The organism is Intestinirhabdus alba (genome assembly GCF_009711095.1).
Classification (GTDB): Bacteria; Pseudomonadota; Gammaproteobacteria; order Enterobacterales; family Enterobacteriaceae; genus Intestinirhabdus; species Intestinirhabdus alba.
On record NZ_WMJZ01000012.1, the window covers coordinates 108,100 to 131,630 of the forward strand.

A 23,531-nucleotide genomic window follows, 5' to 3' on the forward strand; every position below is an offset into this window, starting at 1 on the left:
ACAATGTCTTATTTGAATAGAATCTTTGCGGCGCGATTTCTGAAAACGCTGCTGATTGTGTGCTGTATAGGGCTGTTGATTGCCGCTATCTGGCTGCTGGGACCGTTCTTTGGCTTTGGTGAATCGCGCCCGCTGTTGAGCGTGGAGTCGCGGGTTATTTTTATTGTGCTGGCCCTGTTCTGCCTGGTCAGCCTCTGGCTGCGCTGGCCGCTCTTTATCATGCTTACCGCCACCCTGTGCGTGGCGATCTGGGTGCTGGGGCCGTTTCTGCTGATCGGCGAGACCTATCCGCTGTTGCCGGTTGGCGTCAGGCTGGCGGTTATCGGCGCAATACTGGTCATTGCCCTGCTGTACGGCCTGTGGCTGCTGATTCTGGCGCTGAAAGATAATCCGCAGCTGCTGGATAAATTCGCCCGCCGGAAGGATCGTCCGGCCGAAGACGACGCCTCCGAAGTGGCGGCGGCGATCCGCAACGCGGTGGACTACGTTAACCGATCGCGTAAGCGGCTCTCCTTTTTTCAGCGGGCGATCCTGGCGCGTAAGCCGCTGGATCTGCTGCCCTGGTACATAATCCTCGGCACCGCGGACGCCGGTAAAACCTCGGCGATCCTCGCCTCCGGACAGCATTTTCCGGTGCCGGAGCAGCTCGATCGGGTCGGGAAACCGGCGCAGCAGACCAAAAACTGTGAGTGCTGGTTTGCCAACGATGCGATCTACGTCGACACCGCCGGTAAATATATCAGCGAGCCGGAGGCCCATCCCGGCGAGTGGCGCGCCCTGCTGAAGGCGCTGAAAAAATATCGCCCGACGAAGGCTATCAACGGCGCGGTGGTCGCCTTTTCCGCCGCCGACGTGATGGGGCGCAGCAAGGCCGAGCTGTTCGAGCTGGCCGCCAGCCTGCGCCAGCGGGTGGAGGATCTGCGCCAGACGCTGGGAGTGCGTTTTCCGGTCTACGTGCTGGTCACCCGTCTCGATCAGCTGCCGGGCTTTGCCGAATATTTCAGGATCCTCACCGAACAGGAGCGGGAGCAGGTCTGGGGCGTTACTTTCCCCTACGGAGAGGGCGGAAGCGCCTCGCCGCTGGAGCTGCACGATCGGATCCGCGAAGAGTTCGCTCTGCTGGAGGATCGCATTGAGCGGGACATGATCGTGCGCCAGCAGGAGGAGTACGACAACCGGGATCGCAAAAAGATGTACGCCCTGCCCCAGGACTTTCACCTGCTGTCCGGGCTGGTGGCGGAGGTGGTGCATAACATCTTCTTCGCCTCCCGCTACGACGAATCGCAGAGCTATACCCAGCTGCGCGGGATCTACTTCTCCAGCAGCCATCAGCCGGTGGACTTCAGCCTGTTGAACAACCAGACCATTATCCGCAAGTGGTTTAACTACGTTGAGCAGGAGTCGCCGACGGTGACGGCGTCGCTCATTGAACAGCCCGCCGAGCGCGACTTCCTGATTAACGACGTCTCCTACGGGCGGCAATATTTTCTTAAGCAGCTGTTCAGCGAGGTCATCGTCAAAGATCGCGACCTGGCGCGCTATAACCTGGCCAACGTATCGAAATATCGCCTGCAGCGCCTGCTGGGCCATACGTTCTGCATCCTGCTGACCTGCGTGCTGCTCAACGGTTTCTGGCACAGCTATCGTAACAACAGCGGCTATCTGGACGCGGTGGACCACAAGGTGGTTTCGCTGGGGAGCGAGGTGAACCGGCTGGTTAAAACCGCCAACCAGAATCTGCTGCCGCGCCTGCTGACCCTTTCGCAATACCTGCCGGAATATGGGAACCTGGATATCTTCAATCCGCAGCTGGAGTGGCGCTATGGCCTGTATACCGGTGACGATGTGCTGGCCGCCTCTGATTCGCTGTATCAGTTCTTCCTGCAGCGGCTGCTGCTGCCGCAGATTGAACAACAGGCCGCCCAGGCGCTGCAGACGGCCATCGACGGCGGCAGGACGGAGCAAATTTACCGCCAGCTGAAGCACTATCTGCAGGTGTTCGGTCAGGGCGAGCTGGATCGCCAGTACGCCATCGACAGCACCACCCGGCTGTGGGCAGAAAGCGGCAAGCTTCAGCCCTACGAAGAGGAGCGGATCTTCGTCGCCCATCTGACCAACCTGTTCGCTTCGCCGCAGTGGCGGCGCTACGGACAGAAGATGGATGAGGATCTGGTGAAATATGCCCGCGCTATGCTGGAGCGGGAGGATCTGGCCAGCCGTCTGTATCAGCGGATCAAAGATTCGGTGGCGCACGATGTGCCGGCCGATCTGACCCTCAACGTGATGGCGAAAACCCGCAGCAGCGAGCTGTTCACCCTCGCGGAGGAGGCGGAAGAGACCGCCATTCCCGGCCTGTTCACCCGCGCCGGCTACTACGAGGTGTTTAAAAAAAAAATGGCACCGGGGCTGATGCTGCTGGAGCGTGAGGACGCCTGGGTGCTGGGAAAAGTGGGGCAGGGGCGCGCCGCGGAAGCGCTGCGTCCGCAGGTCAGCGGTAAAGGCGACGTGGTGCTGGTCAACCCGGTGCAGCAGCAGATCCTCGGCCTCTATCTGGACGAGTACGCCCGGCACTGGCGGACCTTCCTGAGCCATATCCGCATTAAGACCAACGTGCTGCAGCTGGACTACGGCAGCGCCGGGGTGGCGGAGGATATCTATATGCTGCGTACCCTGAGCGCCACCGATTCGCCGCTGGCCAACCTGCTGGTCCGCGCGGCGGCCGAAACCACCCTGATCGGCAAAGATGGACAGTCGCTGCTGCTCGACAATATGCGCGATAAGGGGCAGATCCTCAACGCGGCGGCGAAGGTAAGCCTCGCCTACGCCGAAATGGAGCGCAGGCTGCTGCGCGAACGGCTGGACAACCATTTTGCCCCGCTGCGCGAGTTCGTGACCGGCAGCCGGGAGTCGGTGGTGGAGCATCCGGCGGTAGGAGGCACCGAGCTGAGCAAGCTGCTGGGCGCGTTGAACGAGCAATACACGCTGTTTGTGATTTATGACGACGGCCTGAAAAACGGCACGCCGATGGCGCTCTCCAGCACCGCCCAGAAGATCGGTGCCGAATCGCTGGCGTGGCCCGATCCGCTGCCGAACCTTGTCGGGCCGCTGCTGGAAGGGGCCTACCGCCGGGCGAGCCGATCGGCCATCGCCAAAAGCAACGAAGGCATCGAGGAGCATATCGGACGGGTCTGTCGCGCCACGCTGGCGGGGCGCTATCCCTTCGTCAAAAGCCGGCGCGAGGCGAAGATGTCTGACTTTGAACGCTTTTTTGCCGTCGACGGCCTGGCGGACGACTACTTCAAAAAGCATCTGGCCGACAAAGTCGACACCTCGTCGCGCCCCTGGCGCTATAAGGGGGCGGTGGAAGACGACAACGGCTCGCTGGCGATGTTTGAGCAGGCGGCGGAGATCCGCGAAGCCTTTTTCCGCGGCGAGGGCGGCAGAAAGGTGGCGCTGACTTTTGACATCACGTTTCCGCATCTGGATTCGTCGATTACCCAGCTGAACCTCAATTTTGACAGCACCCGGGTGAGCTATGCCCACTGGCCGGTGGCACCCGTGTCGGTGACCTGGCCGATGTCGCGAATCAGCTCCAGGGTGACATTAACCGCCTCGCCGCGGGTGGCAGCCGGCGCGTCGACAATGATGTTCACCGGGCCGTGGGCGCTCTTCCGCTGGCTGGACAGCGCCAGCGATATTATCGCCACGTCGTCCGGCGAGGCGCAGCTGGTCTATCTGCTCGATGCGCGGCGGGCGAATATTGAAATATCCGGGTTGAACTATAAGGACCGGCCTGTAGCGGAGCTTTTACGTCGTTTCCGCTGCCCTGGCGATGATTAAAGAGCGGCAACCAGACGCCAGAGGAATGTATGTCTATACGCCTGTATTTACTTGCCGATAAAGCGCGTGCAGGCCTGTTTCGCAGGTCAGGTAAAAGGCAGCGCGAAGTGCGCGCGTTAATTACCCGCCACGTGCTGCCGGTTATCGGCTCTCCGCTACCGGACGAGGCGCTGCCGGAGCAGTACCCGTGGTGCTTCGCCATCTCGCCAGCCGCGCTCCGGGGGCGGTATACCTGCGTCGGGGCGCTGGCGGTGCTGCGCAGCGAAGAGGGTGAAGCCTCGCTGGTGGCGATTTGCGGCGCGGTCTCTTATCCGTGGCTGAAAAAAAATATGCGCGGCGACTTTCCCGTGACCTTCTGGGCGGCGCGAATTCTGAACAAAGTGCAGAAAAGCGACGCGGCGGAACTGGACGGCAAGCCGCTGCGGCAATGGCTTAAGGCGTTAAGCAGAGCCTATTCCCCGTTCTGGGAATCCTTTGCTCTGACGCCGGCCTGGCGTTTTAAAAATCGTTCTCAGGCACTGCTCAGGGAGGGTTCACAGGCAGATTTTTATATCAGAAATCATGATGGTGTTGAGGCAATGCCGTGGAAAAACTGGCCCGACTGCCTGCAGCAGGAGCCGGGGATCTGGATCTGGCGGCAGAGCCGACACAAAAGAATACTGGATTCGCAAAGGATCCCGTTACGGCGCGCTGAGGCTACATCGCCCGACGCGCCATGTTAAAAAATTTGTAACGTACCAGGTGGTGATATGTCACGTACTATTGAATTAAGCAGCCCGGCGATGCCAACGCTGCTTGGCGAACCTGCGCTGGTAATCTCAAAGCTGGATGGTGAAGAGGCGCTCTCTTCACTCTACACCTGGACGATTACCGCCAAAACGCCGGCTAACTCGCTGATCCCCTGGCAGTCGGCGTCCAACGTCGATCTTAAGGCGCTTATCGGCAAAGAGATGACCGTCACGATCGAGCTTGACGGCAACGGTCTGGCGGAGACGATCGGCATCGGCAAGGGCACCCGTGAAATTTCCGGCATCGTGCAGCGCGCCCGCTATGTGGGGCGCGACGGCAACCAGGCGCTGTATGAAATTGTTATCCGCCCGTGGCTGCATCTGGCCGAACTGACCGCGGATTACAAAATATTCCAGCAGAAGACCGTGGTGGATATTATCGATGAGGTGTTAGGCGACTATAACTTCCCGTTTGAGAAGCGCCTGTCCGCCAGCTACCCACAGCTGGATTTCCAGGTGCAGTATGGCGAAACGGACTTCGATTTTATCGAACGCCTGATGGAAGAGTGGGGAATTTACTGGTTCTTTGAACATACCGGTAAAAGCCACCGGCTGATTCTGGTGGATAACGTCGGGGCGCATAAGCGCTTTCCCAGCGAGGCGTACCACGTGATTCAGTATGCCTCCGACCGGCCGAAGATGGACGAGGAGTACGTTAGCCAGTTTCATCTGCAGGAGACCATTGTCTCCGGAAAGTGGGTGACGAACGACTACGATTTTACCAAATCGCGCGCCGACATTATGGCGCTGGACAGCAAGCCGCGTAAGACCAGCTTTAACCAGATGGAAATCTTCGCCTGGCCCGGCGACTACGAGCAGACGAATATTGGTGAGCATCTGGCGCGGGTGCGTATGGAGGAGCGCGGGGCGCACGGCTCCCGCTGCGAAGGCTACGGGGAGCTGCGCGGTATCGCCTGCGGCTGCGTCTTTGAGCTGGTGAATTATCCGGTAGATAAGGCCAACCGCGAATATATGGTGCTGCGCAGCCATCTGCTGGTGGAAGAGGTCGATCAAATTACCTCCCAGGATGAGTTTCGCTACCGCTGCGACTTTACCGTGCAGCCCACCACTAAGATTTACCGCCATCCGGTCACCGTAGAGAAGCCGAAGACCAGCGGCCCGCAGCCCGCTATCGTCGTCGGACCGCCGGGCGAAGAGGTGTGGACCGATGAGTATGGTCGGGTAAAGGTCCGCTTCCTGTGGGATCGCTATGGTAAAAACCGCGAATCGGACTCCTGCTGGCTGCGCGTTAGCCAGGCCTGGGCGGGGAACAACTTCGGCGGGATCTATATTCCGCGTATCGGACATGAGGTGATCGTCGATTTTATCAACGGCGATCCGGACCGGCCGCTGATTATCGGCAACCTTTATAACAACGTCACCATGCCGCCGTGGGATCTCCCGGCCAACGCCACCCAGAGCGGGCTGATTAGCCGCACCATCGGCGGTGGACGCAGTAACTATAACGGCATCCGCTTTGACGATAAGCCCGGCCTTGAGGAGTACTGGGAGCAGGCCGAGCGTAACATGACCCGCCTGACCAAGCAGAACGAGGTGCAGACCATTGGTCTGAACTCGGACGTCAACGTCGGCGTATCGCGCAACCTGTTTGTCGGTGCCAACTATATGGCGCACGTGATTGGCAGCTGCTCCAACCTGGTGGGCGGCGCGAAGGGGATCAACGTCGGCGGGGCCTTTATGACCAACGTCGGCGGCTATCACTCGCTCTCGGTGGGCGGTGCGCATCAGGTGAACGTCGGAGGCTACCACTCGCTGGCCGTTGGCGGTGCGACCACCATGGTGACCGGCGGCTGTATGACCGTTACCGCCGGCGGCGAGCTGGTGATCTCGGCCAATAAAATCAAGCTGGTCGGTGGCCATATCGTGATTCAGGGCGGTTCGGTGGATATTAACCCGGGAGACAGCTGTAGCGGTCCCGGCGGCGGTGGCGGCGGCGGCGGTATGGCCGGCTTGCCGGGCCTGCCGCTGCTTATGGCGCTGCCGGGGGTGGTGATTCCGCTCCCGCCGCTGCCGATACCCAAGCCGGATCCGACGCCGAAGCCGACGCCGTCACCGACCCAGACGCCGTCGCCGACTCCGTCACCGACCCAGACGCCGTCGCCAACGCCGTCACCGACCCAGACGCCGTCGCCAACGCCGTCGCCGACTCAGACGCCGTCGCCGACCCCGTCACCGACCCCGTCGCCGACTCCGTCACCGACCCCGTCGCCGACTCCGTCACCGACCCCGTCGCCGACCCCGTCGCCGACGCCGTCACCGACCCCGTCGCCGACGCCGTCACCAACGCCGAAGCCGACGCCGACGCCGACCCAGACGGGCAGTGAAACGCCCGAGCCGTAATCCCATGGCGCGGCGGCGAAATATCGTTGACGTCGCGTTTAACGCATATATAGAGGAGAAAAATTATGCAACCAGCAGCAAGAGTCGGCGACGCCATTGCCCACGGCGGTGCCATCGTGTCCGGTTCGGGCGATGTCTCTATTAACGGCAGCTGCGCGGCCTTTATCGGCAGCGCCACGCCCTGCGCCCTGCACGGCGGCAGCGCGGTGGTTTCGGGGTCAGGATCGGTCACTATCAACGGCTCGCCCGCCGCGCGGCTTGGCGACGCGACGGGATGCGGTGCCGTGGTATGCAGCGGTTCTGGCGACGTGTCGATAGGCTGAGGCGATGAATATACAGTTTGAATGGCCGGCCTCGCGCCAGCCGGTAGCGCTGAAGCGAAACCTCTCCGTCGATAACGCCCTGGTGTTTAACGCGGCAACCGGGGCGTTTGACGAGCACGGCGCGGGCGGGGAGCCGGATCTACTTCTCTTTTACTGGCATCTAGCGCGCCCGGTGCTGCTGAATCTCTGCACTCGCCGGCTTTGCCTGCTGAACGGCGTGGAGATTGCCTGCGGGGCCGTGCACCCGCTGCGTGATGAAAGCGAAATTCAGGCCGGGCATTTCAAACTGCTTATTGCGCCGGGCGGCGATAGCGAAGTTGAGGAGCAGAACTTTTACCAGTTTATCTATCCCAACAACGCCTGGGCTACCGCCAATAAAGTACCAGAGGTGGAAGAGATCCTGCCTAACGGCGGGGATTATGTTAACGACCTGCGCTACTTCGACGAGGTGATCCTCGCCCAGGACAAGGGCGACGATGTACTGAAAACCCTGGAAGTGGAATATAAACGCTTTCTGATCTGGCAGGAAATCGACGGCGGATATTACGGCGGCGTGGCCGGACAGGCCGATCATATTCTCAAAACCGATCGGCGCTTTGATCTTATCCGCGAGCAAATCAAGGATAAAACCCTGACCGAATGCATTGTCGCCAGGGAATTTCTAATGGAAAAGGTGTGGCCTGAGCTTGAGCGGGGTGAATATGCCCCGGAAATCTTCAGCGATGAAGAAAAGATTGACCTGCTCAGATCTTTGTCACCTGAACATACGGTAAGCAAAAGAAAATATAAGGTTCCGGATCTCGTCTTTCATGATTTCTACAAGGTGGGGCTGGACTCGCACTATTAATTTAAGGAACAGTCATTATGCAGGATTTAACTTCACTCACCCAGGCGCTTAAAGATTCCTCGCTGGAGGCGATAACCGAACAGGTGCTGGCGCAGGTTAAGGCGCACCCCAACGATCTCAAAGCGAGAGATGTGTTGTTTAAGCTTTACTGTGTTAACGGCGCGTGGGATATGGCGCTGCTACAGCTGCAAACCCTTGGGCTGCTGGAGGAGGAGATGCAGCAGCAGATCGAGCTGTATAAGAACCTGGTTTTCAGCGAAATGCAGCGCGCGCAGGTCTTAACCGGGGAGCGTCAGGCGGCGACTCTGCTGGGTGAATGCCCGGCGTGGATGGCGACCCTGCACCAGGCCAACGTGGCGCACTATCAGGGCGATATCGCCCTGGCGGAGAAAGCGCGCGGTGAAGCGTTCGATCAGGCACCGACCAGCGGCGGACGTAGCGATACCCTTGGCGCGTTTAGCTGGATTGCGGACAGCGACGGCCGCCTTGGGCCGGTGTGCGAATTTATCAGCGCCGGCGGCTATCGCTGGCTGCCCTTTGCCGCCATTGAGGAGCTGAAGGTCTCTGCCCCCGAAGGGCTGCTGGATCTGCTGTGGCTGCCGACCACCGTTAAGGTGCAGGGCGAACGCTATTATGGCTATATTCCGGCGCGCTATCCGGTGAGCCTGGAGGACGATCAGCAGATCAAACTGGGGTCGAAAAGTGAATGGCAGGCAGTTTCAGATATGCTTTATTTAGGCCGTGGTCGCAAGGTGCTGATTACCGATCTCAGCGAACATTCATTAATGGAAACGGGCGAGATTATTTTTGAATAATTATGTCGAACGACGGCAGCCCTGGCTGCCGACGCTGCTGGAGCGTCTGCAGGATGATGAGCCGAAAAGCCCGCACGATCGCGTACGGCCCATCGGCGTCAGGGAAATGCGCCGTCTGGTGCAGCGGGATATTGCCGATCTGATTAACCACACCAACATGGAGGACCGCCTCAATGAACGCCAGCATCCGCGTATACTGGAGTCTGTGCTTAATTACGGCGTGCCGGCGCTGATTGGCACCCAGCAAAACCACCGCAACTGGAACGAGATCGAAAAGGCTATTCGCAACGCTATTCTGCGCTTTGAGCCGCGTATCATTCCGGAAACGCTGCTGGTGCGCTCCCTGCAGGAAAAAGAGGGAGGCATCCGGTACGCGGCCATCTTATTTGAAATTCGCGGAATGATTTATTGGCATCCCAGGCCGGTCGATTTATGTATGAACGGGAGATATGATTTTGAATCTGAGAAAGTTGATCTACAGCTTTCTTAGCGCAATTTAACGATCTGGCAAGCGTTATATATAAGATATGTCTCAAGCGATGGGATGTGCGATCGGGCATTTTTCCTGGTCATATGTCCCAAATTCAGCTGACCGTCATTTTAAGTAGCTTCATAATCTCATGAGATTTATGAGGAGGCTATTTTAATCTATGCCTTTCTTTATTTTTTGTAATATTTAATTCTAATTTTTTTGTTTATGATGGCATTAAATTTCACATAAGAGAGGATTTTTGACATATTTGATCGTGGCAGGTATTGAGGGTAAACTGCCCCTGATGGCCTCTCTGGGACTGCCACTGTGCTTATGGGAAAATATGCTATCGTCACGTTTTTATCGACTTTTTTATTTCTAATTTATTAACCTGAGAGGATCTTTTTATCGTTTTTGTACAATTAGCGCAGTAAAAAAATATGGAGATATAACCTCAATAATTGGCAAGGTTTTCTTTCTTTGGTTTATTTGGAAGCGGATGTTTGCCTGCCTTTCAGGCTTTGTTTTTGTCATGCCTGAAGCAACTGGGATGAGAACGTAATTCATAGGTGCGAAGTATGTTAAACGTTTTATTAATAGATTCTAACCATTATTGGTCGCTGGGTCTGAGTCTTTTAATCGTTAATCAACTAGCCGATAACAGCGAGCCGATCTCTTTTTTGCTACCAGAAAACAAGGACAGTCGCGATATAGCCAATATCATCTTTCGTGATGATCTGGTGACTATTCATGTCGATAATAAAAAATCTGTATGCAAATATGCTGAAACCGCGCAGAAAGAGGCGCAAAGAATCACCATACACGTACCCTTTTTAACCAAAAGCCAATCGCTGAGTGATATTACGATAAAAATCGCCAAGATCCTCGCCATAGCGAAAGCTGACTATAACCTGCTGGCTAATAAGGAGGAGTCCTACTGGAACTTCGGCTTAAAGAAGTATGCGCAGCTCTCTGATACCGAAAACGATGTGATGATCTTAATTGGTCATGGGTATAACAGTACCGATATTTCGCGGATCCTTAATCGTTCGCGGAAAACAATCAGCACCCATTATCGTAACGCCAGCCGCAAAATGGGCGCGGCCAACCGCGCCGAATTCTACCGCTATGCTTCATTTATCGCCCAGTGCAGGCGCGATGAAAGAAATACGCTTTGCCTGTAAGTAAATTATTTAAAAGGAATTAGTTATGAATAGTAGACTAAACCCCCGGCGCAGACTTAGCGTGCTGATACACAGCGCGCTATACGCCATGCCTGTCGCTTTGGGGGCCTGCTCCGGAGTCTGGGCGGCGAATAATGACACGATGATTGCCGATGGTACGACCCGCATTTTAAATAACCTGACGCTGGAAAACGATACCGACGGATCGTTTATTCTGCAGGCGAAAAACGGCGCGACCTTTACAACAGACTCGCTTATTTTAAACAGCGCCGGAATACGCGGGGGCGGCGCGTGGATTGACGACAGCCGTTTTAGCGGCCGGGATCTGAACATTAACGTATCCGGGGATGTCGGCAGTGGGATCTACCTGGCGAATAACGCCAACGCGACGCTGGAGTCGGTAGAGATTACGGGCGAGGGGAGCGCGCTGGGGCTGGCGCTCGACGGCACCTGGAGCGGCGGCGGCGCGCAGGCTATGGCCGTGGTGACCGGCGGCGCTATCGCGACCCGGGATGCTGATGCCGTTCGGGTAATGGCGGGCGATCTGGACCTCAACGGCGTGACGGTCAGCACCACCGGCGATAGTAGTTATGCGGTAAACGCCAACCAGGCGGCGACGATCGACATTGTCGGCGGCGACTATACCACGCAGGGGGCGCGCAGCGATGCAATTTGGATAGCCTCGGCGGACTCCCACGTCACGCTTAAAGGGCAGGCGAATATCACCACGGAAGGCGATCGCGCTACCGCCGTCAACGCCCAGCGCGGCTCGGCTACCCTGACCGATATCACCCTGAACACCCGGGGGGAAAACGCCTATGGGATCTACACCGAGAAAAAGGTTACCGCCGACGATGTGACCATTGTCACCTCCGGCCACAGCGGGGCGGGAGTCTTCGCGGCGCAGGGCGGGGAGGCCACCTTTAACAACGGCGGCATTACCACCCACGGCGAGCTTGCGCCCGGCATTTTCTCCTATAACGGCGCGAACGCCATCGCCGACAATGTGCGCATTGAAACTTCAGGCAAAGAGGGCTTTGGTCTGTGGAATAATGCAGGCGCGATGCGCGTCAGCAACAGCACCATTAACACCACCGGGGACGGTGCCAGCGGCCTTTATGCGAACGGAACCTCCCAGGTCGGCAGCGTCACTCTGGATAACGTGACCCTGCACAGCGAACGGTCGGCGGCGGTTGAAGCCAGCGCCGCCAGCCTTATCCTTAACGTCCATGAGAGCAGATTGAGCGGGGGGAACGGTCAGCTATTGTACGTCAGCCATTATACGGATCCGCAGAACCCGGCGAATAAGGTCTACAGCGACGTGACGATGAACGTTACCCGCAGCGCGCTGGCCGGCGATATCGTGGTCGCGGACCCGGCCAACGCCGTGGCGGTCAACCTGCAGTCCGCCAGCGAGCTGACCGGCACGGTCAGCCACGCCTCGTCGCTCTCCATTGACGACAGCAGCGCGTGGCATATGAACAATGACTCCCGCGTGGGCCGGCTGGTAAATAATGGCACCGTCGACTTTGCCGACCTGAATAACTTCAACACGCTGACCGTCACCGGTGATTACGCGGGCGACGGCGGACTGCTGAAGATGAACAGCGTGCTTGGCGACGACGGCTCCCAAACCAACCGGCTGATTGTGAACGGCAACGTACAGCAGGGGACCACCAGGGTGGCGATCAACAACCTTGGCGGACATGGCGCGCAAACCGTTGAGGGCATCCGCATCGTCGAGGTCGACGGCCAGTCGCTGGGCAGCTTTGTTAAAACGGGGCGTATCGTGGCGGGGGCCTGGGATTATGATCTGGTGAAGAAAGGGGAGAGCTGGTATCTGACCAGCCAGCAGCCTCAGGCTAATCCACAGCCCACCCCGCAGCCAACCCCGCAGCCCGCGCCGGGGCCGACGCCCGCTCCGACGCCCGGCGTTAAACCGCAGCCACAGCCGCAGCCTACTGCCAGCGGCGGGCTGCGTCCGGAAAGCGGCAGCTATACGGCAAACATGGCGGCCGGCAATACGCTGTTTACCTTCAGTCTGCACGACCGGCTCGGCGAGGCGCAGTACGTTAACGCGCTGACCGGCCAGAAAGAGATCACCAGCCTCTGGCTGCGTCAGGCGGGCGGACACACCGTCTGGCAGGACGGCAGCGGCGAGCTGGAGACCCGCAGCAACCGCTACGTGGCGCAGATTGGCGGCGACATTGCCCGCTGGAGCGTCAACGGTGCCGATCGCGGGCACGTTGGGGTGATGGCAGGCTACGCCAATCACCACAGCGCCACCCGCAACGATCGCAACGGCTATCGTTCAAAAGGCTCCGTCAACGGCTACAGCATCGGCGGCTATGCGACCTGGTATGCCGAGGAAGCCAACCCGTACGGTGCCTGGCTGGACGGCTGGCTGCAGTACAGCTGGTTTAATAACGACGTCAACGGCGACGGCCTGGCGACCGAAAGCTACAAATCCCACGGCTTTACCGCGTCGCTGGAGGGGGGATACACCTGGAAAACGGGGGAGTTTACCGGCCGCTTCGGCACCCTGAACGAGTGGTTTATCCAGCCCCAGGCGCAGCTGGTGTGGATGGGCGTCCGGGCGGATTCGCATCGTGAGCAAAACGGCACCCGCGTAACGGGCAGCGGTGACGGCAACCTGCAAACGCGCCTGGGCCTGAGGACGTTTATTAAGAGCCATCACGCCATTGACGATCGGAAAGAGCGCCTCTTCCAGCCCTTTGCTGAGCTGAACTGGCTGCATAATACGCGCGCGTTCTCCACCCGGCTGGACGATGTGCGCGTCGGCCAGGACGGGACGCGCCACCAGGCCGAGGTCAAGCTGGGCGTCGAGGGGCAGATTAATCCGCGGCTGAATCTGTGGGGCAACATCAGCGTCCGGCTGGGCGACGCCGGGTATAGTGACAGCACGGCGATGTTTGGCGCAAAGTACCACTTCTGAGCCTCCTTTCGCGCCTTTTGCTAAGGCAGTCCTGATTTGGCGGCAATTTTTTATCCGCCAGGGGAGGGTTTTCCATAATGGAAAATCCTCCTCTTTTTGTTATTGCCCCTGCGGGGCAGCCAAAATAAAACAGGCAGGCCGACCGCCGACGGCCCGGGAAACCCCGGGAGTCCAGGCAGGCATCCGGGCCAGATACCGCAGCGGCGGGGCAGGCAGGCTCCGGCGCGGCCTGTTTCATTCCTGATTGGCATGATGTCTATTCTAAATATTCACTTCTTGAATTTTGTCTCCCTGTTATAATCGCCTTGTCTTCTTCAGGAAGAAAATACAATGGCAAGCTTTCTTAAAATTACGCTTCAGCTGGCGGTGTATATTCTTATCTATCTGCTGGCCAGCGCGGCGGTAAATTATTTTTCATTACCTCTGCCCGCGAATATTGTCGGTATGCTGTTAATGTTTATTCTGGTGCTGAGCGGTATCGTTCCCGTCAGGCTGGTTAAGCGCGGCTCGGCCTTTCTGCTCTCTGAAATGCTGCTGTTTTTTATTCCGGCGGTGGTGGCCATCGTTAATTATTTTGACGTGCTGGCAGAGGACGGCGGGCGTATTCTCGCGGTTATCGCGCTGAGCACCCTGCTGGTGTTATCCGCCACCGCGTGGGTTGTGGATAAATTATTCAGCTATGAAAACCGCAGGCTGCTGAAATGAAAAACTCACTGCTGCTTCAACTGCTGTGCCTGGGATTAACGCTGCTTATTTATGTGGTTAATAAAAAACTTTATCGGCGCTGGCGCATTCTGCCGTTAATGCCGCTGGTCTTTACGCCGGTCATTATCGTGGCGCTGATCCTGCTGCTGAATATCTCCTGGCAAACCTACTCCGCCGAGAGCCACTGGCTGGTGTGGCTGCTGGGACCGGCCACGGTGGCCTTCGCCATTCCGGTGTATGAGAACCTCGGCATGATCCGTCGGCACTGGCTGTCCATCTCCGGCGGCGTTATCACGGCCATGCTGATAGCCGTCACCAGCTCCGTCTGGCTGGCGCGCCTGATGTATCTGCCTGAGAGCATTCAGCGCAGCCTGGCGGTGCGTTCGGTGACCACCCCCTTTGCCCTCGCCGCCGTCAGGACGTTTAATGGGATCCCCGATCTGGCGGCATTTTTTGTCGTCCTGACCGGCGTCTTTGGCGTCGCGGTTGGCGATATCCTCTTCTTACGCCTCTCCATCCGTCATGGCTCCGCAAAAGGTGCCGGCTTCGGCGCGGCGTCGCACGGCGCGGGCACCGCGCGCGCCTGGGAGCTGGGGGAAGAAGAGGGCGTGGTGGCCAGCCTGGTGATGATGTTTTCAGGCGTCTGCATCGTGATTATGGCACCGGTGCTGAAATATATGCTGTTCTGAGGTGTTTTCCTCTCCGCTATGGGGCAGAAATGAAATGAAGAACCCGCAGTTAATGATTGAAAAAGCGCAGATGCTTGAACAAAAGGGGCTGCTGCGACGGGCGATGTCCGTCTGGCAGGATATTGCCGTGCAGACCTCAACGCAGGAGCAGGCCAGGGAGGTGGCCTGGGAGCGTCTAATGCGTATTTCCGCCATGCTTGAGCATCGTCAACCGCTCTGTTATGAGGAAAAGCCGAAGCGCCGTTCGGAAAATTTGCGAACCGCAGAAAGCGATCGCCTGCAGGTTATTGCCTGCCTGAAAAGAGGAATGACCCCATCGCAGATTGTGGCCTTAGTGCCGCGCTCTATTTCCTTTATCTATAGCTGCAAAAAATACGTGTAAAAATAAATTACGACAAAAGGTCAGCCTCATGAACAAAAAAATAATTATGCCGGACCCGGATAATAGCTGGTTCAGAATAAGCAGAGATCTGCTGCGTGAAGCCGGCGTTGAAATTAACGGCAAGCGGGCGACCGATATTCAGGTTAAAGATAACCGGTTTTATAAGCGCGTCCTGCAGCAGGGCTCTCTGGGCCTGGGCGAAAGCTATATGGACGGTTGGTGGGACTGCGAAAGTCTGGATGGGTTTATGACCCTGCTGCTGCAGGCCGATCTGGAGTCCGCCGTCAGAGGCAACCTGAAGGATTTAGTGCGGGTTGCCGGGGCGCGGCTGCTGAACCCGCAGTCGAAAAAACGGGCGTGGATTGTCGGCAAAGAGCATTACGATCTGGGGAACGATCTGTTCAGCCTGATGCTCGACCCCTGGATGCAGTACTCCTGCGCCTACTGGAAGGACGCCGCCGATCTCTGCACCGCCCAGCAAAATAAGCTAAAGCTGATTTGCGAAAAGCTGCAGCTGAAAAAAGGCATGACGCTGCTGGATATCGGCTGCGGCTGGGGGGGCCTGGCGGCCTTCGCGGCGGAAAACTATGGCGTGAAGGTGACCGGGATCACCATCTCCGCGGAGCAGCAAAAGCTGGCCCGGACGCGCTGCGAGGGCCTGGACGTGGAGATCCTGCTGCAGGACTACCGGGACCTCGACCGGCAGTTTGACCGCATTGTCTCCGTGGGCATGTTTGAACACGTCGGACCGAAGAACTACGCCACCTACTTCAGCGTAGTGGAGCGTAACCTGAAGCCGGACGGGCTGTTCCTGCTGCATACCATCGGCTCGAATAAAACCGATCTGAACGTGGATCCCTGGATCAACAAATATATCTTCCCCAACGGCTGCCTGCCGTCCATTGCGCAGATCGCTACCGCCAGCGAACCCTGGCTGGTGGTGGAAGATCTGCACAACTTCGGTGCCGACTACGATCGGACGCTGATGGCGTGGAACGCGCGTTTCCAGGCCACGTGGCCGCAAATTGAAGATAACTATTCCGAACGCTTTAAGCGCATGTTCACTTACTATCTGAACGCCTGCGCCGGGGCGTTCCGCGCCCGGCACATTCAGCTCTGGCAGCTGGTGCTGAGCCGGGGCGTCAGCGGCGGCCTGCGCGTGCCCCGCTAAGGGCGGTAAGCGCCGCGCTCAGGCCTGGCGTCGGTAAAGCGCAAGCCCGGCGGCCATGCCCGCCAGCGCGGCGGCGCTGAGGCGGTTCATCCATCGCATATAGCGGGCCGACAGAAAGCGGGCCACGTTATAGCCGGCCGCGGCGTAGCAGGCCATGACGACGATGTTGATCAGCACCGAAGAGGCGGCAAAGAGAACGTACTGAGGTGCGGAGGGCTGCGAGAGATCGAGGAACTGGGGCAGAAACGCGCCGAAAAACAGCAGCCCCTTTGGATTAGACAGCGCGGTGAGCAGGCTTCTGACGAACGCCGCTTTCCCGCTCCAGCCGTTGTGCGCCGCGCCGGCTTCCTCCACGCTGATGTCGGAGGTCACCTTCGCCCGAAGCAACGATATGGCCAGCCACAGCAGGTAAGCCGTTCCCAGCCACTTGATAAGGCTGAAAAGCATTTCCGATGCCGCCATCACGGCTCCCAGACCAAGCGCCACGGCGGCGATGAGGATGATGTCGGAGCAGGCCGCGCCCAGCATTCCCGAAGCGATGGTCCGCAGGCTTCGGGTTGTGCCATTTGCAAGGGCCAGCAGCACGGTGGGGCCGGGTATAACCGTAACGGCCAGCGAGGCAAGGCTGTAAATGAGCAAGGTGTGGGTCATCTCTCTCTTCCCTGTTGATGAGAGGCCGCCGCAGCGCGGCCTGCGAGGTAATATTTATGGTATGTTTACCGCGCGAAATCAATCACAATGTGCCGGGCAGGCCCGGCCGCCTGCGTGATGTTGTCCCCCCCTTTCAAACAGAATGACCTGGCGCAAAAAGAACAAACGTATATGGAACGGCAAAAACTTCCGCCGCTGAAACAGCCGCAATGTTTTCTTGCGGCTGCGGACGCGCTGAGTTTTCGTCGGGCGGCGGAAAAATGAATATGACCCAGCCGCCGTTAACGCGGCAGATATCTGGCTGGAGGAGGAGGATCGCCACTACCTCAATGAAGCCGGACGTGATTTCTCCGTGCAGGGGGCGCGATATATCGAATAGGGAATGAAAGGCGTCAACGCATAGCGACGCGCCCGACCGTCGGACGGCGCTGCCGGCTCTTTGGCCCGGCGTCCGGGGCCGGTTTTTCATCACTCCTTCCGGGCCTGTGAACGATAAATCCGCGCCCGGTCGGCGGGGTGAATTTTAGCCGATTATACATTTGATAATGGCCCGTTCTCATTCTGATAAATAATGGGTCATTCGCGCCGGAAGGCGGGACTTTGCTGAAGGACAGCAGCGCTATTTCATTATTTTTTCGTCCTTTTTTGTCTTTACGATCACAAAAACCAACCTGACTGATTCCGCTTTTCCCGACTGGCACAAAAATTGGATCGTTGTCGGTGATGGGGCTTTTCCCGGGCGCTAAGTGATACCGCAAGCAAAGGCTGAGCCGGGTTAGACACCAAAAGACAATAAAAGGGGAATGCTATGTGTGCTTTACGTTCGTCATCGCCTGGGCGCGTGGATGGTCTGGCGAAGGTCAGAGGAACCGCGATTTACGGTGATGATATTACTCTGCCCGGAATGCTTTATGGGGTCTGCCGCTATGCGGATATCCCCGCCGGAAAAATTGAACATATCGATCTGAGCGACGCCCTGGCCGTCGACGGGGTGGTGAAAATCGCTACCTGGCAGGATATTCCCGGCACGCCGGTGGTGGGGGTCATCGTAAAAGACTACCTGCCGATCGTGAAAGATGAAGTGGTCTTCCACGGTGACGTGGTGGCCGTGGTGGCCGCTACCACCTACGAAGCGGCCTGCGAAGCCGCCGATAAAATTCACGTCCGCTACACCCCGCTTGCGCCGATAACCGACGTCGAGGCGGCGCTGGACCCGCAGGCGCGGCTGATCCACCCGGACAGAAGCGACAATATCGCCGCCCATCATCACACCGTCAAAGGCGATGTGGAGAAAGGGTTTGCCGAGTCCAGCCACATCATTGAGCGGGAATATGAGGTCGGCTTTCAGGAACACGCCTATATCGAACCGGAGGTGGTGCTGACCTGGCCGGACCCGACCGACGGCAGCATGATTATCTCCGGCTCTATTCAGAACCCCCACCGCGTGCGCGGCTTCGTCGCGAAGTTTATGGACTGGCCCCAGAGCCGGATTAACGTCAAGCGCGCGGTCATGGGCGGCTCCTTCGGCGGTAAAGACGACATTATCGATCATCTGGCCTGCCGCTCCGTCCTGCTGTCCCACCTTACCGGCCGGCCGGTCAAGTTTACCTATACCCGCGAACAGTCGATTATCGAAAGCTGTAAGCGCCACCCCTATAAAATGAAGTACAAGGCCGGGGTGGACGATACCGGGCGCATTCTGGCCATTGATATCAATATTCTCGCGGACAGCGGCGGCTATGCCGCCTCGTCGCCGTTCGTCACCTGGCGCTCCTCGGTGCAGGCCGCCGGGCCGTACAATATTCCTAACGTGCATATCGACGTTAAGGCGGTTTATACCAATAACAGCTATACCTCGGCGATGCGCGGCTTCGGTTCACCGCAGGTGGTGTACGCCAACGAATCCTTTATGGATGAAATCGCCGATTACCTGAACATCTCGCCGGTGGCCCTGCGCGAAATCAACGCCCTGCGCCAGGGCGACATCTCCATCACCGGCCAGGTGTTTGATAAACATACCGTTTCGGCGATAGAGGTACTAAGAAAGGCGGCCACCTCGGCGGAGTTTATGGCGAAGCGCCAGCGCTATCAGGAGCTGAACGCCCAGGGCGGCGTCTACCGCTATGGCATCGGCCTGGCGCTGAGCTACCGCGGCTGCTCAATTGGCGCGGAAGGTGTGGATACCTCGACGGCGCTGATTCAGGTGAACGAAGACGGCAGCGTAAGCCTGTCGACCTCGGTATCGGAAAATGGCCAGGGGCTGCAAACCACCATGTCTCTCATCGCGGCGGAGGCCTTCGGCATCGGGCTGGAGGATATCCACTTTTTTGAACCGCCGACCTCGGTTATTGGCGACGGCGGCTCAACGGCGGCAACCCGTGGCACTATGGTGGGCGGCGGGGCAATCCTTGAAGCGGCCGAAAAGATTAAGCAGCGTATTCTGAGCGTGGTGGGCGACAGTATCGGAACTACGACGCTGAGCGACACCCTCTGGCAGGATGGCTTTATCAGCAATATTCACGAGCCGGAACGGCGGATTGATTTCAAAACGGCGGTTAATAAAACCAAGTGGGCCAGCGTCAGCCTGAACGAGTTCGGCTGGTTTGTGCCGCCGCCGATCCACTGGGATGAAGAAAAAGGCTGCGGCAGCCCGTACTTTACCTGGGTTTACGGCTGCCAGGTGGCGGAAGTGCGGGTAAACACCAGCACCGGTAAAACCGATCTGCTGCACGTGACCGCCGCCCACGACGTCGGGCGGGTTATTAACCAGGTCGGGTTTGAGGGGCAGGTCTACGGCGGCGTCTCTCAGGGCTTTGGCTATGCCCTGCTGGAAGACTTCAACATCGAAAACGGCCAGGTGAAGTCAGAAAACCTTGACAGCTACCTGCTGCCAACGATTAAAGATATCCCGCCGATGACGGTGATCGGCGTGGAAAACCCGGATATCGCCGGCCCGCTCGGCGCGAAAGGGATCGGCGAACCGGCCACCGAACTGGCGGCCGCGGCGATCAACAACGCGGTGAGCTTCGCGCTCGGCACGCGCTTCAATAAGCTGCCGCTGACCCTTGAGCAGGTCATCTTAGGCTATAACCTGAAAAAACCAGTTCGCCAGAGTGAAATGATGCTTGAGGCGGAGAATAAAAAGCAGGTGCTGCGCCTGACCGACGTTAAGGTCACCCGGCCGAAGAGCCTCGACGAGGCGCTGGCGCTGCTGGCTGAAGAGGGCGTTACCGCCATAGCCGGCGGCACCGACGTTATCGTGCAGGGCCGCCTGCAGACCCGGCCGATGAGGCTGGTGGACATTTCGCACCTGAGCGAGCTGACCCAGATTAGCGAGGATCCGCAGAGCCACGAGATGATCATCGGCGCGGCGGTGAACTTTAACCGTATTACCGACCATCCGCTGCTGCGCGAGCGCTATCCGCTGCTGACCCAGGCCTGCCACACCGTCGGTTCGCACCAGATCCGCAACCGCGCCACCATCGGCGGCAATATCGTTAACGCCGCCCCCTGCGGCGACTCAATCCCGTCGGCGATCCTCTACGACGCGCGGCTGGAGCTGCGCTCGCGGGACGCCGTGCGAACCATGTCGCTCGGTGAGTTCCTGATCTCAGGCTACAAAACCCAGCGTCAGCCGGACGAGCTGTTAACCAAAGTGATCCTGCCGCCGCCGGCCCGTCCGCAGGCGAAGGGCTTTTATCATCAGCTCGGGCGGCGCAACGCGCTGAACATTACCCGCCAGAGCCTGACCGCGCTGATGGACTTTGCTCCGGACGGCACCGTGAGCTACTGCCGGCTGGTGGACGGGGCGCTGTTCAGTAAGCCGCAGCGCCTGCTCGACATCGAGCGCTGCCTGCTGGGCCAGCCCTTAAACGGTGAGACCATCGATCGCGCCTGCGAGCTGCTGGATCGGCTGATCTATGCCGCTATCGGCAAGCGCTGGTCGGCGGCCTATAAGCAGCCGGTCTTTGTCAGTATGTTCCGCGACATGATGGCCCAGGCGCAGCGCACCCTGAACGAACAGGCGTAACCCACAGGGCGCGTCGCGCCCTGTGAGACCGTTGGCAAACCGCCAGGTCATCAGCGGCGAGGTTTTTAACATAACTATCAGGAAAATCAGCCTGTAGATTTTCTCCTGTTAACCGCAAAGCGGGAAGGGCAAGCGTTTTCCCGCTTTGTCAGCAATCTGACAGGGCGCGGCACGCCCTGTAAAGGACAGAGCAATGAGCACAATAAAAGTAAAGGTGAACGGTAAGCTGGTAGAAGCGAAGGTGGAAGGCAATATGCGCCTGCTGGATCTGGTGCGCGATAAGCTGAATCTGACCGCGACCAAGGAAGGGTGTTCCATCGGTGAGTGCGGTGCCTGTACGGTATTGATGAACGGCGAGGCGGTCTGCTCCTGCCTGGTACTGGCCGAGCAGTGCGACGAAGCGGAAGTCACCACCCTTGAAGGGCTTAACGACAATCCGGTGACGCAGAAGCTGCAGAAGGCGTTCATTGAAAAGGGCGGCGTGCAGTGCGGATTCTGCACCCCTGGCGTGCTGGTCAGCGCGACCGCGCTGCTGACGAAAGAACCTAACCCGACGGAAGAGCAGCTTAAAGACGTGCTGGAAGGCAACATGTGTCGCTGCACCGGCTACCAGCCTATCCTCGATTCCATTCAACACGCCCTGAAATCATAGCGAAAAAAGCCGGGAAGCTTTTCGCATTCCCGGAATACCAGGCAGGGCAGTAAACGATACGGGCGGCGCAATGCGCCGCCTTTACAATTAGCCCACGGCGCTTTCCCGCAGGCGGGACTTCAGCTTGTTGTACTCGTCAATAACATACTGCTCGGTGGCGCGCTGATCGGCGATCGGCTCGACGCGCACGGCGCAGTATTTGTACTCCGGCGTTTTGGTTATCGGGCTTAAGTTCTCGGTAACCAGCTCGTTGCAGGCACCGATCCACCACTGGTAGGTCATATAGATCGCCCCTTTGTTCGGGCGGTCGCTGACCTGCGCACGGGTGATGACCCGGCCCTTGCGGGAGTTGACCCACACCAGCGCCTCATCCTCAATGCCCAGGCGCTCCGCGTCGGCGCGATTGATCTGCGCATAGCCCGGTTCGTCCGCCAGCGCCGCCAGCGCCGCGCAGTTGCCGGTCATCGAGCGGCAGGAGTAGTGGCCCACTTCGCGCACCGTGGAGAGCACCATCGGGTACTCGTCGGTGAGCTTGTCGAGGGGGGCGACCCAGTCACAGGTAAAGAACTGCGCCTTCCCGTTTGGCGTGGAGAAGCGCTCTTTAAACAGGTACGAGGTCCCCTGGTCGGCGTCGGACTCGTCCCGGCACGGCCACATCACGTAGCCCAGCTCGCCCATCTTCTCATAGGTGGCACCGTAGTAGTTCGGGCACAGGTGACGCAGCTCGTCCCAGATCTCCTGGGTGTTGTTGTAGTGCATCGGGTAGCCCATCCGGGTGGCGATTTCGCTGATGATCTGCCAGTCGGTTTTCAGGTCCCACTTCGGCTCCACCGCCTTGAAGAAGCGCTGGAAGCCGCGGTCCGCCGCGGTATAGACCCCTTCATGCTCGCCCCACGAGGTGGCGGGCAGGATCACGTCCGCCGCCGCTGCGGTTTTGGTCATAAAGATGTCCTGAACGATAACCAGCTCCAGATCTTCAAAGGCCTGGCGCACGGCGGACAGCTCGGCGTCGGTCTGCAGCGGATCTTCACCCATGATGTACGCGGCGCGCACTTCGCCGTGGGCCACGCGGTGCGGCAGCTCGCTGATGCGGTAGCCGGTGTGGGCCGGCAGGCTCTCCACGCCCCAGGCTTTGGCGAACTTCTCGCGGTTGGCCGGGTCCTTCACGTACTGGTAGCCGGGATAGGTATCCGGCAGCGCGCCCATGTCGCAGGCACCCTGGACGTTGTTCTGACCGCGCACCGGGTTCACCCCGACGCTCGGCTTGCCGAGGTTGCCGGTGAGCATCGCCAGGCTGGTCAGGGAGCGCACGGTTTCCACCCCCTGGTAGAACTGGGTGACGCCCATGCCCCACAGGATAGTGGCGCTTTTCGCCGTGGCGTACATCCGCGCCGCCTGGCGGATATCGTGGGCGCGTACGCCGGTAATATCCGCAACGGATTCCGGGGTGTAGCCCTCGACGATTTTCCGGTATTCTGCAAACCCTTCCGTACGGGAGTCGACGAACGCCCGGTCGTAGAGGTTTTCTTCAATAATGACGTGCCCCATGGCGTTGAGCAGCGCGATATTCGAGCCGTTCTTCAACGCGATGTGCATGTCGGCAATGCGCGCGGTTTCGATTCTTCGCGGATCGCAGACGATGATTTTCGCCCCGTTACGCTTCGC

At 58.7% G+C, this 23,531-nt stretch carries 18 protein-coding genes; 15 read left to right on the forward strand and 3 right to left on the reverse strand.

From position 1 onward, the window contains the following. The first annotated feature begins 3 nt into the window (after positions 1-3). The 13 genes from tssM to cfa all read left to right on the forward strand — a co-directional run bounded on the left by tssM (position 4) and on the right by cfa (position 16,533). Positions 4-3,840, forward strand: a complete 3,837-nt coding sequence (tssM, locus tag GJV78_RS10680) for a type VI secretion system membrane subunit TssM (RefSeq protein WP_155108324.1) — start codon at positions 4-6, stop codon at positions 3,838-3,840. A 29-nt stretch (positions 3,841-3,869) separates the two neighbouring features. Beyond that, positions 3,870-4,562, forward strand: a complete 693-nt coding sequence (locus GJV78_RS10685; protein ID WP_155108325.1) for a T6SS protein Cts1T — start codon at positions 3,870-3,872, stop codon at positions 4,560-4,562. Positions 4,563-4,622: 60 nt separating this feature from the next. Next, positions 4,623-6,989 carry a type VI secretion system Vgr family protein gene (locus GJV78_RS10690; protein ID WP_155108350.1) on the forward strand — a complete coding sequence of 789 codons (2,367 nt, stop codon included), beginning with the start codon at positions 4,623-4,625 and terminating at the stop codon, positions 6,987-6,989. Positions 6,990-7,054: 65 nt separating this feature from the next. Continuing rightward, positions 7,055-7,312, forward strand: coding sequence for a PAAR domain-containing protein (locus GJV78_RS10695; protein WP_155108326.1), 258 nt, complete (start codon positions 7,055-7,057; stop codon positions 7,310-7,312). A 4-nt stretch (positions 7,313-7,316) separates the two neighbouring features. Further along, complete coding sequence (locus GJV78_RS10700) at positions 7,317-8,159, forward strand: TagK domain-containing protein (protein ID WP_155108327.1); 843 nt, start codon at positions 7,317-7,319, stop codon at positions 8,157-8,159. A gap of 17 nt (positions 8,160-8,176) precedes the next feature. Beyond that, the gene (locus GJV78_RS10705; RefSeq protein ID WP_155108328.1) at positions 8,177-8,974 is read left to right on the forward strand and encodes a type VI secretion system accessory protein TagJ; all 798 of its coding nucleotides are present in this window, start codon (positions 8,177-8,179) and stop codon (positions 8,972-8,974) included. Beyond that, positions 8,967-9,464, forward strand: coding sequence for a type VI secretion system baseplate subunit TssE (tssE, locus tag GJV78_RS10710; RefSeq protein ID WP_155108329.1), 498 nt, complete (start codon positions 8,967-8,969; stop codon positions 9,462-9,464). The genes GJV78_RS10705 and tssE overlap by 8 nt, the downstream gene beginning before the upstream one ends. Positions 9,465-10,024: 560 nt before the next feature. Then, complete coding sequence (locus GJV78_RS10715) at positions 10,025-10,630, forward strand: helix-turn-helix transcriptional regulator (protein WP_155108330.1); 606 nt, start codon at positions 10,025-10,027, stop codon at positions 10,628-10,630. Between the two features lie 25 nt (positions 10,631-10,655). Further along, entirely contained in the window at positions 10,656-13,586 is a 2,931-nt protein-coding gene (locus GJV78_RS10720) for an autotransporter outer membrane beta-barrel domain-containing protein (RefSeq protein WP_155108331.1), read from the forward strand. 330 nt (positions 13,587-13,916) lie between these two features. Next, positions 13,917-14,291 (forward strand): CidA/LrgA family protein, encoded by a 375-nt coding sequence (locus tag GJV78_RS10725; RefSeq protein ID WP_155108332.1) that lies wholly within the window; start codon positions 13,917-13,919, stop codon positions 14,289-14,291. Then, positions 14,288-14,980: an LrgB family protein gene (locus tag GJV78_RS10730; protein ID WP_155108333.1), complete on the forward strand. Its 693-nt coding sequence runs from the start codon at positions 14,288-14,290 to the stop codon at positions 14,978-14,980. The genes GJV78_RS10725 and GJV78_RS10730 overlap by 4 nt, the downstream gene beginning before the upstream one ends. A 34-nt stretch (positions 14,981-15,014) precedes the next feature. After that, positions 15,015-15,362 carry a PerC family transcriptional regulator gene (locus tag GJV78_RS10735; RefSeq protein WP_155108334.1) on the forward strand — a complete coding sequence of 116 codons (348 nt, stop codon included), beginning with the start codon at positions 15,015-15,017 and terminating at the stop codon, positions 15,360-15,362. A gap of 28 nt (positions 15,363-15,390) precedes the next feature. Then, complete coding sequence (gene cfa / locus GJV78_RS10740; RefSeq protein WP_155108335.1) at positions 15,391-16,533, forward strand: cyclopropane fatty acyl phospholipid synthase; 1,143 nt, start codon at positions 15,391-15,393, stop codon at positions 16,531-16,533. Positions 16,534-16,551: 18 nt separating this feature from the next. Here the strand turns inward: cfa and GJV78_RS10745 are convergent, their stop codons facing one another. After that, complete coding sequence (locus GJV78_RS10745) at positions 16,552-17,184, reverse strand: LysE family translocator (RefSeq protein WP_155108336.1); 633 nt, start codon at positions 17,182-17,184, stop codon at positions 16,552-16,554. 133 nt (positions 17,185-17,317) lie between these two features. Further along, on the reverse strand, positions 17,318-17,653 hold the full coding sequence (locus GJV78_RS10750) for a hypothetical protein (RefSeq protein ID WP_155108337.1): 336 nt from the start codon (positions 17,651-17,653) through the stop codon (positions 17,318-17,320). 339 nt (positions 17,654-17,992) lie between these two features. Here GJV78_RS10750 and GJV78_RS10755 point away from each other — a divergent pair, with 339 nt between their 5' ends. Both GJV78_RS10755 and GJV78_RS10760 read left to right on the forward strand, forming a co-directional pair. After that, the gene (locus GJV78_RS10755) at positions 17,993-21,214 is read left to right on the forward strand and encodes a molybdopterin cofactor-binding domain-containing protein (protein ID WP_155108338.1); all 3,222 of its coding nucleotides are present in this window, start codon (positions 17,993-17,995) and stop codon (positions 21,212-21,214) included. Positions 21,215-21,407: 193 nt separating this feature from the next. Continuing rightward, positions 21,408-21,866, forward strand: coding sequence for a (2Fe-2S)-binding protein (locus tag GJV78_RS10760; RefSeq protein ID WP_155108339.1), 459 nt, complete (start codon positions 21,408-21,410; stop codon positions 21,864-21,866). A gap of 87 nt (positions 21,867-21,953) precedes the next feature. Here GJV78_RS10760 and fdhF read toward each other — a convergent pair. Continuing rightward, positions 21,954-23,531, reverse strand: a 1,578-nt coding sequence (fdhF, locus tag GJV78_RS10765) for a formate dehydrogenase subunit alpha (RefSeq protein ID WP_155108340.1), incomplete at its 5' end; no start/stop codon positions are given.